The organism is Pseudomonas cremoricolorata (assembly GCF_000759535.1).
GTDB classification, from domain to species: domain Bacteria; phylum Pseudomonadota; class Gammaproteobacteria; order Pseudomonadales; family Pseudomonadaceae; genus Aquipseudomonas; species Aquipseudomonas cremoricolorata_A.
Genome location: NZ_CP009455.1, coordinates 327,010 through 342,068, shown reverse-complemented (window position 1 = coordinate 342,068; position 15,059 = coordinate 327,010). Strand labels below are relative to the sequence as shown.

The 15,059-nt window shown below is 64.5% G+C and carries 13 protein-coding genes; 6 read left to right on the top strand and 7 right to left on the bottom strand.

Annotation, left to right across the window (positions count from 1 at the left end; all coding sequences use genetic code 11):
- Position 1: 1 nt before the first annotated feature.
- The 5 genes from hisC (at position 2) to LK03_RS01505 (ending at position 3,972) form a co-directional block, all read left to right on the top strand.
- Entirely contained in the window at positions 2 to 1,048 is a 1,047-nt protein-coding gene (gene hisC, locus LK03_RS01525; RefSeq protein WP_038410784.1) for a histidinol-phosphate transaminase, read from the top strand.
- Positions 1,049 to 1,185: 137 nt separating this feature from the next.
- Complete coding sequence (locus tag LK03_RS01520) at positions 1,186 to 1,833, top strand: FadR/GntR family transcriptional regulator (RefSeq protein ID WP_038410783.1); 648 nt, start codon at positions 1,186 to 1,188, stop codon at positions 1,831 to 1,833.
- A gap of 13 nt (positions 1,834 to 1,846) precedes the next feature.
- On the top strand, positions 1,847 to 3,127 hold the full coding sequence (locus LK03_RS01515) for a CynX/NimT family MFS transporter (protein WP_038410782.1): 1,281 nt from the start codon (positions 1,847 to 1,849) through the stop codon (positions 3,125 to 3,127).
- A gap of 82 nt (positions 3,128 to 3,209) precedes the next feature.
- Positions 3,210 to 3,683, top strand: a complete 474-nt coding sequence (locus LK03_RS01510) for a nuclear transport factor 2 family protein (protein ID WP_038410781.1) — start codon at positions 3,210 to 3,212, stop codon at positions 3,681 to 3,683.
- Complete coding sequence (locus LK03_RS01505; protein WP_240478639.1) at positions 3,676 to 3,972, top strand: GIY-YIG nuclease family protein; 297 nt, start codon at positions 3,676 to 3,678, stop codon at positions 3,970 to 3,972. The genes LK03_RS01510 and LK03_RS01505 overlap by 8 nt, the downstream gene beginning before the upstream one ends.
- Here LK03_RS01505 and yejK read toward each other — a convergent pair.
- The gene (gene yejK, locus LK03_RS01500) at positions 3,953 to 4,960 is read right to left on the bottom strand and encodes a nucleoid-associated protein YejK (protein ID WP_038410780.1); all 1,008 of its coding nucleotides are present in this window, start codon (positions 4,958 to 4,960) and stop codon (positions 3,953 to 3,955) included. The two genes, LK03_RS01505 and yejK, sit on opposite strands and share 20 nt — an antisense overlap.
- 390 nt (positions 4,961 to 5,350) lie before the next feature.
- Here yejK and LK03_RS01495 point away from each other — a divergent pair, with 390 nt between their 5' ends.
- Complete coding sequence (locus LK03_RS01495) at positions 5,351 to 5,632, top strand: HU family DNA-binding protein (RefSeq protein ID WP_038410779.1); 282 nt, start codon at positions 5,351 to 5,353, stop codon at positions 5,630 to 5,632.
- Between the two features lie 48 nt (positions 5,633 to 5,680).
- Here the strand turns inward: LK03_RS01495 and rlmF are convergent, their stop codons facing one another.
- The 6 genes from rlmF to LK03_RS01465 form a co-directional block, all read right to left on the bottom strand.
- Positions 5,681 to 6,634: a 23S rRNA (adenine(1618)-N(6))-methyltransferase RlmF gene (gene rlmF, locus LK03_RS01490; RefSeq protein ID WP_038410778.1), complete on the bottom strand. Its 954-nt coding sequence runs from the start codon at positions 6,632 to 6,634 to the stop codon at positions 5,681 to 5,683.
- Between the two features lie 61 nt (positions 6,635 to 6,695).
- Positions 6,696 to 9,542, bottom strand: coding sequence for a valine--tRNA ligase (locus LK03_RS01485; protein WP_038410777.1), 2,847 nt, complete (start codon positions 9,540 to 9,542; stop codon positions 6,696 to 6,698).
- A gap of 109 nt (positions 9,543 to 9,651) precedes the next feature.
- Positions 9,652 to 10,749 (bottom strand): DUF1513 domain-containing protein, encoded by a 1,098-nt coding sequence (locus tag LK03_RS01480; RefSeq protein WP_038410776.1) that lies wholly within the window; start codon positions 10,747 to 10,749, stop codon positions 9,652 to 9,654.
- Position 10,750: 1 nt separating this feature from the next.
- Entirely contained in the window at positions 10,751 to 11,815 is a 1,065-nt protein-coding gene (locus tag LK03_RS01475) for an imelysin family protein (protein WP_038410775.1), read from the bottom strand.
- A gap of 19 nt (positions 11,816 to 11,834) precedes the next feature.
- Positions 11,835 to 13,256: a di-heme oxidoredictase family protein gene (locus LK03_RS01470; RefSeq protein WP_038410774.1), complete on the bottom strand. Its 1,422-nt coding sequence runs from the start codon at positions 13,254 to 13,256 to the stop codon at positions 11,835 to 11,837.
- Between the two features lie 445 nt (positions 13,257 to 13,701).
- Positions 13,702 to 15,039, bottom strand: a complete 1,338-nt coding sequence (locus LK03_RS01465; protein ID WP_038410773.1) for an imelysin family protein — start codon at positions 15,037 to 15,039, stop codon at positions 13,702 to 13,704.
- Positions 15,040 to 15,059: the final 20 nt, after the last annotated feature.

Sequence of the window (15,059 nt, the reverse complement as noted above, 5' to 3'; positions counted from 1 at the left end):
CATGAGTCGATTCTGGAGTCCCTTCGTCAAGGACCTGGTGCCTTACGTGCCGGGCGAGCAGCCCAAGCTGGCGCGGTTGATCAAGCTCAACACCAATGAAAACCCTTACGGCCCATCGCCCAAGGCGCTGGAGGCCATGCGCGGCGAGCTGAGCGACGACCTGCGCCTGTACCCCGACCCGAACAGCGACCGCCTCAAGCAGGCGGTGGCCGGTTACTACGGCGTCGACACCGCCAAGGTGTTCGTCGGCAACGGCTCGGACGAGGTGCTCGCGCACATCTTCCACGGCCTGTTGCAGCACGACGCACCGCTGCTGTTCCCCGACATCAGCTACAGCTTCTACCCGGTGTACTGCGGCCTGTACGGCATCGAGTACGAGCAGGTGGCACTGGATGAGCAGTTCCAGATTCGCGTCGAGGACTACTGCAAGCCCAATGGCGGCATCATCTTCCCCAACCCCAACGCACCGACCGGTTGCCTGCTGCCTTTGCAGGCCATCGAAACCTTGCTGCAAGCCAACCCTGACTCGGTGGTGGTGGTCGATGAGGCGTATATCGATTTTGGCGGCAACACCGCCATTGCCCTGGTCGATCGTTACGACAACCTGCTGGTGACCCAGACGCTGTCCAAGTCGCGCTCGCTGGCCGGACTGCGGGTGGGCCTGGCGGTCGGGCACCCTGATCTGATCGAGGCACTGGAGCGGGTCAAGAACAGCTTCAACTCCTACCCGCTGGACCGCGCAGCGATTGCCGGGGCGAGTGCCGCGTTCGATGATCGCGACTACTTCGAGGCCACCCGGCGCAAGGTCATCGAAAGTCGCGAGCGACTGGTCGAGCAATTGCTCGCCAAGGGCTTCGAGGTGCTGCCGTCGGCGGCCAACTTCGTCTTCGCCCGCCATCCGCAGCACGATGCTGCGCAACTGGCCGCGCGCTTGCGCGAGCAGGGGGTGATCGTGCGTCACTTCAAGCAGGCGCGGATCGCCCAGTTCCTGCGTATCACCATCGGCACGCCCGAGATGAACCAGGCGCTGCTCGACGCACTGGAGTAAGCGTTGCACCTGACCCGGCGGGCGTGAAGCGAGCCGGGTCTTTATTCCTCCACCCTTGAAGAACGGCATTGCGCCGAGCCGTGCGCAGGCGTACGCTCGCACCTCTAGATAAATTCATCGGATGACTGGTTGACCCAATGTCTACCCTTATCAAGCGCTCCCTCGTCGTGCAGGCCGTCGAGCAACTGCGCCAGCGCATCGCCGAAGGCGCCTGGGCCGTGGGCGACCGCCTGCCCACCGAGCCAGAGCTTGCCAATGAGCTGGGCATCAGCCGCAACACCGTGCGCGAAGCCATGCGCGTGCTGGCCTTCAGTGGCCTGGTGGAAATCCGCCAGGGCGACGGCAGTTACCTGCGCACCGTGCAGGATCCACTGCAAGCGGTGCTGGCGCTGTCGCGCTGCACCGTCGAACACGCCCGCGAAGCGCGGCATGTGCTGGAAGCTGAAGCCATAGCACTGGCCGCCGAGCGCTGCACCGGCGATGACCTGCGCGAGCTGCGCGAAGCGCTGGAGCACAGCCGTGGACATTTTCACGGCGAGGTCGAGGCCTACCTGTGCGCCGACATGGTGTTTCACCAGCGCCTGGTCGATGCCGCGCACAACCCGGCCTTGAGCGAGCTGTACCGTTACTTCTCAGGCCTGGTGCGCGCCGCGGTCGAGCACAACATGACCCGAGCCCCACGCTGCCAGGCTACCTTCGATCTACACGTCGAGATCGTCGATGCGCTGGAACGCCACGACCCGCAGCAGGCCAAGCGGCTGATGCGTGCCCTTATCGAATCCTGACCGGGAGCCCGCCATGGCTGACTCAACCTTGCAACGCTCCACCGCACCGGGCCACGAGCTCGACGAACTGCTGATCGACGCCGAGGCCGACGACGATCAGGTTCAGCACACCCCAGCCCCGACCCAGCGTAGCTGGTTGCTGCTGCTGGGCCTGGTACTGGTGGCATTGAACCTGCGCCCGGCCCTGTCGAGCATGGCGCCACTGCTCGGTGAGGTCAGCCGCAGCCTCGGCCTGAGCGCCTCTGCCGCAGGGCTGCTGACCACCTTGCCGGTGCTCTGCCTGGGCCTGTTCGCGCCACTGGCGCCGCGTCTGGCGCGGCGCTTCGGTGCCGAGCGAGTGGTGCTTGCCATCCTTCTGACCCTGGCCTTGGGCATCATCTTGCGCAGCTTGCTCGGGGTGGCCGGGCTGTTCGCCGGCAGTCTGCTGGCCGGCGCCAGCATTGGCGTCATCGGCGTGCTGCTGCCGGGTATCGTCAAACGCGATTTTCCCCGCCATGCCGGCATCCTTATGGGCGTCTACACCATGGCCCTGTGCCTGGGTGCGGCGCTGGCCGCCGGTACCACGGTGCCGGTCAGCCGCTACTTCGATGACAGTTGGGCCATCGGTTTGGGCGTGTGGATGTTGCCGGCGCTGCTGGCGATGCTGTTCTGGGCACCGCAGGCCAGGCACGGGCATGGCATGCACAAGGTGGCCTACCGAGTGCGCGGCCTGTGGCGTGATCCGCTGGCCTGGCAGGTGACCTTGTACATGGGCCTGCAGTCCTCGCTGCCCTACATCGTCTTCGGCTGGCTGCCATCGATTCTGATCGGTCGCGGCCTGAGCCCTACCGAGGCAGGGCTGGTGCTGTCCGGCTCGGTGATCGTGCAACTGCTCAGCTCGCTCGGCGCGCCTTGGGTGGCGACACGGGGCAAGGATCAGCGCCTGACCATCGTCGTGGTGATGCTGGCGACCCTGGCCGGCTTGTTCGGTTGCCTTTACGCCCCATTGGGCGGGCTATGGGGCTGGGCGGTGCTGCTGGGACTGGGGCAGGGCGGCACCTTCGCGCTGGCGTTGACCTTGATCGTGCTGCGCTCCAAAGATGCCCATGTGGCCTCCAACCTCTCGAGCATGGCCCAGGGGGTGGGTTACACCCTGGCCTCGATGGGGCCGTTCGCGGTCGGCCTGGTGCACGATCTCACCGATGGCTGGGCGGCAGTGGGCTGGATCTTCGCTGCGGTCGGCGCGGGCGCGCTGGTCTTTGGCATGAAGGCGGGTCGAGCCTTGCACGTGCAGGCGGTGAGCGAGCGGGTGTAGCGCAGGCTGGATCAAATGAACGTGGCATTGGCCGTGGCGAGGGACTATCGTGCGCATCCGACAGCCTGGAAGGAAGGCCCCTATGACTGATCCCAATCGCGCAGTGGTCGAGCGCTTCTACCACGCCTTCGCCCAGCGCGACGCCGAAGCGATGGTGGCCTGCTACAGCGACGATGTCGTCTTCAGCGATCCGATCTTCGGCACCTTGCGCGGCGCCGATGCCGGCGACATGTGGCGCATGCTGCTCAGCCGTGCCGAGCAGCTCGAGGTGCATGTCGATGACGTGCGTGCCAACGGCGACAGCGCCAGCGCGCACTGGCGGGCCAGCTACCGCTTCGGGCCGCGGGCGCGCAGGGTGGTCAACGACGTGCAGGCACGCTTCCAGCTGCGTGATGGCCTGATCTGCCACCACGACGACAGCTTTGCGCTGTGGAGCTGGTCACGCCAGGCGCTGGGTCTGCCCGGACTGCTGCTGGGCTGGTCGCCACTGTTGCAGGGCAAGGTCCGCCGCCAGGCGTTTGAAGGCCTGCGCAGCTATCAGCAGCGCCGTGGCTGAGTCGACAACTGGGAAGCCGTGGTACGTGTACCTGGTGCGCGCCGCCAATGGTTCGTTGTACTGCGGCATCAGCGACGATCCGCAGCGCCGTTTCGAGCGGCACTGCAAGGGCCAGGGCGCGCGCTACTTCAAGACCAGCCCGGCGCAGGCGCTGGTGTATGTCGAGCAGTGGCCGGACAAGCCCGAGGCGCTGCGTCAGGAGCGGCTGGTGAAGAAGCTGCGCAAGTGCGCCAAGGAAGCCCTGGTCGCCAGCTACCAGGGCCTGCCGCTCAGTCCTTGCGACGCTTGAGCTGATCGATCAGTTGTGTCGGCAGGCCCTTGATCACCAGGGTGCCGGCCTCTTCATCGTATTCCACCTTCGATCCCAGCAGATGAGCCTCGAAGCTGATCGACAGGCCTTCGGCGCGCCCGGTGAAGCGGCGGAACTGGGTTAGGGTGCGTTTGTCGGCGGGGATTTCCGGCGACAGGCCGTAGTCCTTGTTACGGATGTGTTCGAAGAATGCGCGCGGGCGATCTTCGTCGATCAGGCTCGACAGCTCATCGAGGGTCACCGGCTCGCCCAGCTTGGTCTGCGTGGTGGCGTAGTCGACCAGGGTCTGGGTCTTCTCGCGCGCCACTTCCTCGGCCAGGTCTTCGCTTTCCACGAAGTCGCTGAAGGCTTTGAGCAGGGTGCGGGTTTCCCCTGGACCATCGACCCCTTCCTGGCAGCCGATGAAATCACGGAAATACTCCGAGACCTTCTTGCCGTTCTTGCCCTTGATGAAGGAAATGTACTGGCGCGAGCTGGGGTTGTTCTGCCATTCCGACAGGTTGATGCGTGCGGCCAGGTGCAACTGGCCCAGATCGAGGTGACGTGAGGGCGTGACATCCAGTTCGGCGTTCACCGCCACGCCTTCGCTGTGGTGCAGCAGGGCAATGGCCAGGTACTCGGTCATGCCTTGCTGGTAATGGGCGAAGAGCACGTGGCCACCGGTCGACAGGTTCGATTCGTCCATCAGCTTTTGCAGATGCTCGACGGCGGTGCGGCTGAAGGCGGTGAAGTCTTGTTCATTGTCCAGGTAACGTTTCAGCCAGCCGCTGAAGGGGTAGGCGCCGGACTCGCCGTGGAACAGTCCCCAGGCTTTGCCTTGTTTGGCGTTGTAGCTGTCGTTGAGGTCGTTCAGCAGGTGTTCGATGGCATCCGTGGCGCTCAGCTCGGCCTCTCGGGCATGGAGCACGGCGGGCGTGCCATCGGGCTTCTTGTCGATCAGGTGAACGATGCAGTGACGGATTGGCATGGAAATCTCGCTCAGGTGGAGGCGGAACTGGCCCGCGCGACAGGCCGCAGAGTTTAACCTACGGACGCGGCGACGCAGTGGCCAGATCGTGGCAGAAATGGCAGTCGCTCATTTTTTGAGCAAAAAACCGTTTTTTTTCCGCCAACCCCTGAAAAACCTGACCGAGAACGCAGTCTTGAGCGGAATTCGCTGACAGCCTGTGGTAGTTTTGCCGGGTCTTGCGCCCCATCGCTGGCGCATTGCCGGTAACCCGCTGGGGTCGTGTCGAACCAAACGCTTGAATGGGCATCTACATACCCATTGGTGCGGCCCGCCCTCTGTATCCGGGCAGGCCCGATAACGATCCGGCACGTTGCTTAATCACTGTTTTTATAGGGAAGGAACATCACCATGGCTTTGACCAAAGACCAACTGATTGCTGATATCGCCGAAGCTGTCGATGCGCCGAAGGCCACCGCCAAGCACGCTCTGGAGCAACTGGGCCAGATCGTTGCCGACCAACTGGAAAACGGCGCTGAAATCACCCTGCCAGGCATCGGCAAGCTGAAAGTCTCTGAGCGTCCTGCCCGTACCGGCCGCAATCCTTCGACTGGCGCTGCCATCGAAATCGCTGCCAAGAAAGTCGTCAAGTTCGTACCTGCCAAGGTCCTGACCGACGCCATCAACAAGTAATTGTCGATGCGCTGAAAGCCGCGTCCGCTTGCCGGACGCGGCTTTTTTTCATGCCTGCGATTTACCCCGAGCATGCCAGGCGCGCCGCGCTGCCTGGTCATGGAAGCTCCAGGCCACCATGCGACTGCGTTTCTGCCCCTGGCCCATCTCCACGACCTGACGTGCAGCGACCCCGGCTTTGTCCAGCGCCGCCTCGATGCCGGGCAGGTTGCTGGCCTTGGACACCAGGCTGGTGAACCACAACACCTGCCCGGCGCAGGCCACGCTCTCGGCGATCAACTGGCTGACGAAGCGAATTTCGCCGCCGGTACACCACAGCTCGTTGTTCTGACCACCGAAATTCAGCACCGGCAGGCGACGCTTGGGGTCCTGCTTGCCGAGGCTTTTCCACTTGCGCGAGCTGCCGCGCGTGGCCTCTTCCCGCGAGCTGTGGAAGGGTGGGTTGCACAGGGTGAGGTCGAAGCGCTCGTCCGCTTGCAGCAAGCCGCTGAGGATCGCCGTGGGATTGGCTTGCTGGCGCAGGCCGATGGCTTTGCCCAGGCCGTTGGCCTGAACGATGGCTTTCGCCGAGGCGAGGGCGACGGCATCGATGTCCGAGCCCACGAAGCGCCAGCGGTAATCGCTGTGGCCCAGCAGCGGATAGATGCAGTTGGCGCCTACGCCGATGTCCAGTACGCGCACCTGGGCGCCGCGTGGAATCTGGCCACCGGTATCCTCGCCGAGCAGGTCGGCCAGCACATGGATATAGTCGGCCCGGCCCGGAATGGGCGGGCACAGGTAATCGGGCGGAATGTCCCAATGGGCGATGCCGTACTGGGCCTTGAGCAGCGCGCGGTTGAACACCCGCACCGCTTCTGGGTTGGCGAAGTCGATGCTGGGTTTGCCGTGTGGATTGGTGAGGGTGAAGCGGCCCAGTTCGGGGTGCGCCTTGATCAGCGCGGGGAAGTCGTAGCGGCCCTGATGGCGGTTGCGCGGATGCAGGGTGGGTTTGTTCTCGGTCATTGCGGGTCCGGGTTGTGGACTGTCCGCTCCTGCTCAGGCAGCAGGAGCGGACAACGCCAGGTTACAGCGCAGCGATGCGGGCGTGCTGCTCGGTGAAGTTGGCCAGGGCCTGTTCGGCCTCGGCCAGCTTGGCCCGTTCCTTGTCGATCACCGCCGGCGGCGCCTTGTCGACGAAGGCGGCATTGGACAGCTTGCCGCCCACCCGCTGCACTTCGCCTTGCAGCCGCTGGATTTCCTTGTTCAGGCGCGCCAGTTCGGCGTCCTTGTCGATCAGTCCGGCCATCGGCACCAGCACTTGCAGATCACCCACCAGCGCGGTGGCCGACAGCGGTGCTTCTTCGGCCTCAGCGAGCACGGTGAAGGATTCGACCTTGGCCAGCTTCTTGAGCAGCGCTTCGTTTTCCTGTAGCCGGCGCTGGTCTTCGGCGCTGGCGTTCTTGAGGAACAGCGGCAGCGGCTTGCCAGGGCCGATGTTCATCTCGGCGCGGATGTTGCGCAGGCCGACCATCAGTTCCTTGAGCCATTCGATGTCGCCCTCGGCAGCGCTGTCGATGCGCGCCTCGACCGCCACCGGCCATGGCTGCAGCATGATGGTCTTGCCGTCGATGCCCGCCAGCGGCGCGATGCGCTGCCAGATTTCTTCGGTGATGAACGGCATGAACGGATGCGCCAGGCGCAGCGCCACTTCCAGCACCCGAACCAGCGTTCGGCGGGTGCCGCGGGCGCGTTCGACCGGGGCATGCTCATCCCACAGCACCGGCTTGGACAGCTCCAGGTACCAGTCGCAGTACTGGTTCCAGATGAACTCGTACAGCGCCTGGCTGGCCAGGTCGAAGCGGAACTGCTCGAGCTGGCGGGTCACTTCGGCTTCGGTACGCTGCAACTGCGAGATGATCCAGCGGTCGGCCAGCGACAGCTCGTAGGCTTCGCCGTTCTGGCCGCAGTCCTCGCCCTTGTCCAGTACGTAGCGCGCGGCGTTCCAGATCTTGTTGCAGAAGTTGCGATAACCCTCGACCCGGCCCATGTCGAACTTGATGTCGCGGCCGGTGGAGGCCAGCGAGCAGAAGGTGAAGCGCAGGGCGTCGGTGCCGTAGCTGGCAATGCCTTCGGGGAACTCGGCTCTGGTCTGCTTGGCGATCTTCTCGGCCAGCTTGGGCTGCATCAGGCCGCTGGTGCGTTTTTCCAGCAGCGCATCGAGGGTGATGCCATCGACGATGTCCAGCGGGTCGAGCACGTTACCCTTGGACTTGGACATCTTCTGTCCCTGGCCATCGCGCACCAGGCCGTGTACGTACACGGTCTTGAACGGCACTTGCGGGGTGCCGTCCTCGTTTTTCACCAGGTGCATGGTCAGCATGATCATCCGGGCGACCCAGAAGAAGATGATGTCGAAACCTGTGACCAGTACGTCGGTGGAGTGGAATTTCTTCAGGAATTCGGTCTGCTGCGGCCAGCCGAGGGTGGAGAAGGTCCACAGCCCCGAACTGAACCAGGTGTCGAGCACGTCATCGTCCTGGCGCAGCGCGACGTCATCGCCCAGGCCATGCTTGGCGCGTACCTCGGCCTCGTTGCGACCGACATACACACGCCCCGAAACGTCGTACCAGGCCGGAATACGGTGGCCCCACCACAGCTGACGGCTGATGCACCAGTCCTGGATGTCGCGCATCCACGAGAAGTACATGTTCTCGTACTGCTTGGGCACGAATTCGATACGGCCGTCTTCCACGGCGGCGATGGCAGGCTCGGCCAGGGGTTTGGTTGAGACGTACCACTGGTCGGTCAGCCACGGTTCGATGACGGTGCCGGAACGGTCGCCCTTGGGCACTTTCAGGGCGTGGTCATCGATGCTCACCAGCAGGCCCAGGGCGTCGAGGTCGGCGACCACCTGCTTGCGCGCGACGAAACGGTCGAGGCCGGCGTACTGCGCGGGCAGGGCGGTATCGACCTGCTCGTTGAGGCTGCCGTCGAGGTTGAAGGCTTGTGCGGCGCCGAGCACGCAGGCGTTCTGGTCGAAGATGTTGAGCAGCGGCAGGTTGTGACGCTTGCCCACTTCGTAGTCGTTGAAGTCGTGCGCCGGGGTGATCTTCACGCAGCCGGTGCCGAACTCGGGGTCGCAGTAGTCGTCGGCGACGATCGGGATGCGCCGGCCTACCAGGGGCAGGTCGACGAAGCTGCCGATCAGCGCCTGGTAACGCTCGTCGTTGGGGTTGACCGCAACCGCAGCATCGCCCAGCAGGGTTTCCGGGCGAGTGGTGGCGACCACCAGGTAAGCCTCGCCATCGGCGGTGGTGGCGCCGTCAGCCAATGGGTAGCGCAGGTTCCACAGGTGACCGCGCTCGTCATGGCTTTCCACTTCCAGGTCGGAAATGGCCGTGTGCAGCTTGGTGTCCCAGTTGACCAGGCGCTTGCCGCGGTAGATCAGGCCATCTTCGTGCAGGCGCACGAAGGCTTCCTTGACCGCCTCCGACAAGCCGTCGTCCATGGTGAAGCGCTCGCGGGTCCAGTCCACCGACGAGCCGAGCCGGCGAATCTGCCGGCTGATGTTGCCACCGGACTGTTCCTTCCATTCCCAGATCTTTTCCAGGAACGGCTCACGGCCCAGATCGTGACGATTCTGCCCTTTGGCTTCGAGCTGACGCTCGACCAGCATCTGCGTGGCGATACCGGCGTGGTCGGTGCCCGGCTGCCAGAGGGTGTCGCGCCCCTGCATGCGGCGGAAGCGGATCAGCGCATCCATGATGGCGTTGTTGAAGCCGTGCCCCATGTGCAGGCTGCCGGTGACGTTCGGCGGCGGGATCATGATGGTGTACGACTCACCTGCACCTTGTGGGGCGAAGTAGTTTTCGGCCTCCCAGGTGGTGTACCAGGAAGTTTCGATGGCGTGCGGCTGGTAGGTCTTATCCATGCGCGGCGGGACCCTTAGGCATTAATTCGGGAAAGCCGGGAAGTATAACCAAGCTAAGCCCCGTGGCGACAGGGGCAAGCTAAGCGCCGCCCCTGCGCAGTCGTGCCGTTCAGATCAAATGCAGATGGTTGTCCCACAGGCCCGAGGGCAACTTCAGCGGCTGGCCGACCAGTTCTGCCTTGCGGCAGTCGTACAGGCGGCAACGGCCCTGGCCGGAGGTGACGACGAAACCATCGTTCACCGCGGCGACTCCTGCGCAGTCGGGCATCGGCGCATCCAGGCGCACCGCGCCGCTGTCCAGCTCCCAGATGAACAAGCGGTTGGCCCGTGGTGCGGTCAGCGCCACCAGACGCAGCTCGTCATGCACGGCCACGCTGGCGGTGTAGTGGGCCATGCTCTGCAGCTGGCTTGCGGCCACTGGGAACGCCTGGAACGGCTGTCCCGGACGCTTGATCGCCAGCAGCTCCGGGGTGTCTTCGGCGGCGCCCATGTACTGCTGGCAGGCGAGCACCGTGCCATCCCGGGCAATCGCCAGGTGGCGCACGCTGTTCATCTGCTGGCTGAGGGTTTCCTGGCTGAGCAGCGTGCCGTCGCGCTGCATCAGCACCAGGCTGGGCTGCATCGCGTCGAGGTTCATCTCGACGCGGCTTTCGGCCTCGGTGCGGATGCCGCCGTTGGCCACCACCAGGGTTTCGCCATCGGGCAGCCAGGCCAGTTCATGGGGACCGATGCCGTGGGTGGGAATCTCGCCGGTGTAGTGCAACTGATCGTCTTCGAAGCGGTACACCCCGAGCACGCCACGACCGGGGTCGGTGGTGTCGTTTTCGGTGGCGTACAACCACTCGCCATCCTTGTGCAGCACGGCGTGGCCGTAGAAGTGCCGGTTCGGCTGCGAGGTGAGGGTTTGCAGCAGGCGGCCATCGCGCAGATCGATCAGATAGCTCTCGGTGCCCGGGCGGCGGGCGACGAACAGTGCCAGCGGCTTGCTCGGGTGATTGACGATGGCGTGGCAGCGCTGGTTCACCGCCGTGGCGAACACCTCGCTGCCGTCGAGCCGATAGCCGACGGCGTAGTGCTTGCCGTCGCTGTCATCGCGCGCCGAGAGCAGCAGCGGGGTGCTGCCGGCGTTGCGCGCCAGGCGCCAGCCACCCAGGTTCAGGGCGCTGAGCAGGGCGCTGCCGAGTTTCAGGGCCTGGCGTCGCAGCATGTCAGTCACCGTCGTTGGCGTTGAAGCCCAGTTGAATGTTCAAGGCCTTGGCCAGTTCGCCTTCATGCAGGCGGTGGACGACGTTGAGGCTGTCGTAGATCTGGTTCAGGCGCTGTTTGCCGGCATCGTCGGCGAGCAGTTCGCCGAGGGTCTGCTGGTTGTCTTCGAGCAGCTTGAGCGAGGTGGCGTAGGCGTCGTCGATCTTCTGCGCCAAGGCTTCCTGGTCTTTGCCGAGCAGGCCGCGCAGGCCTTTGTTGTCGACCCCGAGCCAGACCGCCTGGGCCGCCTTGAGGCTAGCCTCGAGGCTTTTCATCGAGCTGTGGCTGCGCCAGGCTTCGGCTTGCAGCGGCTGGGCGATGCCTTTGCTCTGACGGCCCATCGGTGCGCCGAGCTTTTTCTTCAGGGTGTCGAGGGCGGTGACCTGGGCACGCAGCAGGTCGGCGATGGCCTCGTGGGAGTCGGCGTAGCGCTGGTTGGGGAACTTGGTCATCTGCGAGAGCATGCCGTCGGTGCTGTTCCAGCCCTTGAGGATCTCTTCGGCCAGGGCCTTCTGGTGTTCGGCGATGGCCACCAGCAGCGGGCAGTAACGGGCCTTCTGCTCGTCGGTGGCGATGTCCGGCTTGCTGTCGAAGAGGATGTACTCGTAGGCAGACAGGCCACGCACCACGACGCTGGATTTGCCCAGGGTCTGGGCGTCGACGGGTTTGTCACCGTTGACCAGTTGCTCGACCTGGCGGCCGACCAGGTTCTTCTTGTCGGGCCAGAACTGCACCTGCCAGGGGCGGTTGCCCTCGGCCAGCGGCCCGACCAGCAGCGGCTGCAGCTCGGACCAGGCCTTGTGCGCGTTGAGATAGTCGGCGCGGGCTTTTTCCAGCGATTCCTTGCCCTCGCAGAAGGCCAGGGCGCTGGCGGCCAGCTGCTTGTCGGCTTCGACCCAGCGGCTGTAGGTGGGCAGGATCACTTGCTTGGCGATGGCGGCCGAGGTAACGGCTTGCGGGTCCTGCGGCGAGCAGGCGCCGAGGGCGAGTGCGGCGAGGCTGGTGAACAACAGTTTGGGTCGGAACATGCCCGGCTCCTTGCGCGTTTTAAAGTGAGTTCAGGAACGCCAGCAGCGCGGCGCGCTGCTCGGCATCGAAGGTCAGCACATGCTGGCGGGCTTTTTCGGCCTCGCCGCCGTGCCAGAGCACGGCCTCGAGCAGCGAGCGGGCACGGCCATCATGGAGAAACTGGGTATGGCCACTGACGTTCTGGGTCAGGCCGATTCCCCACAGCGGCGGGGTGCGCCAATCTTGCCCGCCCGCGGCGAACTCGCTGCGGTTGTCGGCAAGGCCTGGACCCATGTCATGCAATAGCAAATCACTGTAGGGGCGAATCACCTGGCCGGCCAGTTCCGGCTCGGCGGCATCGCGGGCCGTGGTGAACTGCGGGGTATGGCAGCCCTGGCAGCCGGCCTGGAAGAACAGGTTCTTGCCGGCCAGCACCTGGGCATCGCCGACGTTACGTCGCGCCGGCACGCCAAGGTTACGGGTGTAGAAGGTGACCAGACGCAGGATATTGTCGCTGACTTCCTTCTCGCCGTTTTCGCCATCGCCATTGGGCGCGGCGCGGCAGTCGGTCTGCGCCGCGGTGCAGTCGTCGACCGGCTGCAAGGTGGTGGTCAGGCCCATGTCACCGGCGAAGGCGTGCACGTTCTGTTGATTGACGTTGGGCTGCCCGGCCTTCCAGCCGAAGCGCCCGAGCACAGTTTTCTGCTGGGCCTGATCCCACACCCGGTTCGGCCGGCCGCGGATGCCATCGCCGTTGCGGTCGTGCGGGTCGGCATTGGCGAGAATATCCTTCTCGGCAATCGCTTCGAGCAAGCCCAGGCCAATCATCGGCGGCGCGATGCGCGCCGAGAAGCGTGTGTCGGGGTGCATCGGGCCATAGCCGAGTTGAGTGATCTGCAACTGTGGCTGGCGCAGTTCAACGCTGTGGCCGTCGGCGAAGCTCACCGTGTGGGTGGTGTACTCGACCCGCACCTTGCCCTCGGGGCGCACCCCTGGAATCGCCATGTCCTGCAACTGCGTGCCGTATACCGGTTCCGGCACCACGCCCAGGCGCTTGATTTCTTCCACGTAGGGTGGCTGGTCAGGGATCGACAGGCGCACCAGCATCGACACGGCGTTGCTGGCGTCCGGCTCGGGTGGATGGCCGCGACCATCACGGATGTGGCAGTTGATACAGGCGTTGGTGTTGAACAACGGCCCCAAGCCATCGCGCGCCGTGGTGGTTGATGGAGCGATCACCCATGGGTTGCGGAAAAAGCTGTTGCCCACCGCAAAATCCAGACGCCGCTCGTGGGAAAGGTTCGCCGCTGGCAGAGAAAACGCGTTGCGATCGCCACGCTTGACCGTGGTCTCACCGCCCGACAACGCCTCACCCGGCTCGGCCTCAGTGAAACGCGGCGCGTCGTCACAGCCAGCCAGGGCAGCGATCAGCAGCAGGGGGGAGAGGCGAAGCAGAGACATCCACGGTCCTGGACTTGAGCTAAAAATCGGCGAGCAAGCTTAGCAGGCTGTAGATATTTGAATAAGAGCAATTTGCAATTGGCGGATGAAACTGGTGTTAGGTGCAAGCGCGTCTTCAGTCGCTAGGGCTGCAAAGCGGCCCCAATGGCCTTCACAGTTCCACCAGGTACAGTGCGTGTAGGAGCGGCGCAAGCCGCGATGGCCGGCAACGCCGGCCCAACCAAGCCAACTGAGATGTACCTGTCAGATCTCTATCGCGCCTGTTGGGGCCGGCTTTGCCGGCCATCGCGGCTTGCGCCGCTCCTGCACCAGTCAGTCCGGTCACCGCTTCGGCATCGCTGACGCTGGCCCATGAGGTTGGGTCCATAGCGGCCTGCTCAATCGAAGAAAACGCTCATAAAAAAAGCGGCCCGAAAGCCGCTTCTTCCAGCACTTGAACAGCGAATCAGAACTCGTGATCAGCCGTATCCGGGTTCAGGTTGGTGATGCCCAGCTTGCCTGCGGCCTGCTCGATCGCACCGGTCTGCTGGACCAGGGCAGCGATGGCGTCGCGCACGATCTGGTTGCCGGCGGTATTGTCGGCGGCGATCAGTTGGTCGTAGTGCTCGCCTTTCTCGGCGTGGTCGACGATCACCTGGATCTTCGCTTCGGTGTCTTGCAGATCGGCCTTGAGGGTGTTGTCGGTGGCAGGGTCTGCCTTGGCCACCAGCGAAGACAGGCTTGGGCCGGTCAGCTTGCTGCCGTCGGTGCGGGTGTATTCGCCGAGGTAGACGTTGCGAATGCCCTTGGCGTCGTAGAAGTGCGACCAGTGGGTGTTGTCGCTGAAGCAGTCGTGCTCGTCTTCCGGCGAGTTGGCTTCCAGCGAAACCTTCATGCGCTCACCGGCCAGTTCACCCAGCGACAGGCTGCCCATGCCGAACAGCATCTTGCGCAGGCCGTCGTTGACCGGCTCGCCTTCGAGGGTAGCGCGGTAGTTGTCGGAGACGTTCGGTGCCCAGTTGCCGACCATTTCTTCGAGGTCGGTGACCAGCAGGTCGGTGACCGCCTTCAGGTAGGTGCGGCGACGGTCGTTGTGCCCGCCGGTGGCGCCTTCGCCTTCCAGGTAGTCGGAAGCAGGACGGTTGCCCGCGCCTGGGCCGGTGCCGTTGAGGTCCTGGCCCCAGAGCAGGAATTCGATGGCGTGGTAGCCAGTGGCGACGTTGGCCTCGGAGCCGCCCAGCTCGTTGAGGCTGGCGAGTTTTTCCGGGGTGATGTCCTTGACGTCGATCTTGTCTTCGCCCACCTGGATTTCAGTGTTGGCGATGATGTTGGCGCTGGCGGCCGGGTTGCCCAGGGCGTGCTCGTAGCTGGAATCGACGTAGTCGATCAGGCCTTCGTCCAGCGGCCAGGCGTTCACCTGACCTTCCCAGTCGTCGATGATGGTGTTGCCGAAGCGGAACGCTTCGCTCTGCAGGTAGGGAACGCGCGAGGCGACCCAGGCGTCACGGGCGGCCTTCAGGGTTTGGTCGTTGGGCGAGGCGAGGAAGGCGTCGATGGCGCCCTGCAGGGTTTTCGCGGTGCTCAGCGAGTCGCTGTAGACGGCATGGACCATGTCCGCGTAGTGCTTGACCACCGCCTTGGCGGCCGCTTCGTCGACCGCGCCAGGGGCGGTAGCGTTCGTGCTGGCAGCAGCAGGGGCTTGGGCTTGAGGTGCGGCGGCCTTGTCGTCCTTGCTTTCACCGCAACCGGCCAAGGCAATGGCAATGGCCAACAGACTGGCGGAGGCCAGAGGCATACGAATCATTATTGGTTTCCTGCGTCGTG

What these genes read in the sequence shown, in the direction of transcription:
- hisC (WP_038410784.1), top strand. Translation starts at nt 2, where the DNA reads ATGAGTCGATTCTGGAGTCCCTTCGTCAAGGACCTGGTGCCTTACGTG.
- LK03_RS01520 (WP_038410783.1), top strand. Translation starts at nt 1,186, where the DNA reads ATGTCTACCCTTATCAAGCGCTCCCTCGTCGTGCAGGCCGTCGAGCAA.
- LK03_RS01515 (WP_038410782.1), top strand. Translation starts at nt 1,847, where the DNA reads ATGGCTGACTCAACCTTGCAACGCTCCACCGCACCGGGCCACGAGCTC.
- LK03_RS01510 (WP_038410781.1), top strand. Translation starts at nt 3,210, where the DNA reads ATGACTGATCCCAATCGCGCAGTGGTCGAGCGCTTCTACCACGCCTTC.
- yejK (WP_038410780.1), bottom strand. Translation starts at nt 4,960, where the DNA reads ATGCCAATCCGTCACTGCATCGTTCACCTGATCGACAAGAAGCCCGAT.
- LK03_RS01495 (WP_038410779.1), top strand. Translation starts at nt 5,351, where the DNA reads ATGGCTTTGACCAAAGACCAACTGATTGCTGATATCGCCGAAGCTGTC.
- rlmF (WP_038410778.1), bottom strand. Translation starts at nt 6,634, where the DNA reads ATGACCGAGAACAAACCCACCCTGCATCCGCGCAACCGCCATCAGGGC.
- LK03_RS01485 (WP_038410777.1), bottom strand. Translation starts at nt 9,542, where the DNA reads ATGGATAAGACCTACCAGCCGCACGCCATCGAAACTTCCTGGTACACC.
- LK03_RS01480 (WP_038410776.1), bottom strand. Translation starts at nt 10,749, where the DNA reads ATGCTGCGACGCCAGGCCCTGAAACTCGGCAGCGCCCTGCTCAGCGCC.
- LK03_RS01475 (WP_038410775.1), bottom strand. Translation starts at nt 11,815, where the DNA reads ATGTTCCGACCCAAACTGTTGTTCACCAGCCTCGCCGCACTCGCCCTC.
- LK03_RS01470 (WP_038410774.1), bottom strand. Translation starts at nt 13,256, where the DNA reads ATGTCTCTGCTTCGCCTCTCCCCCCTGCTGCTGATCGCTGCCCTGGCT.
- LK03_RS01465 (WP_038410773.1), bottom strand. Translation starts at nt 15,039, where the DNA reads ATGATTCGTATGCCTCTGGCCTCCGCCAGTCTGTTGGCCATTGCCATT.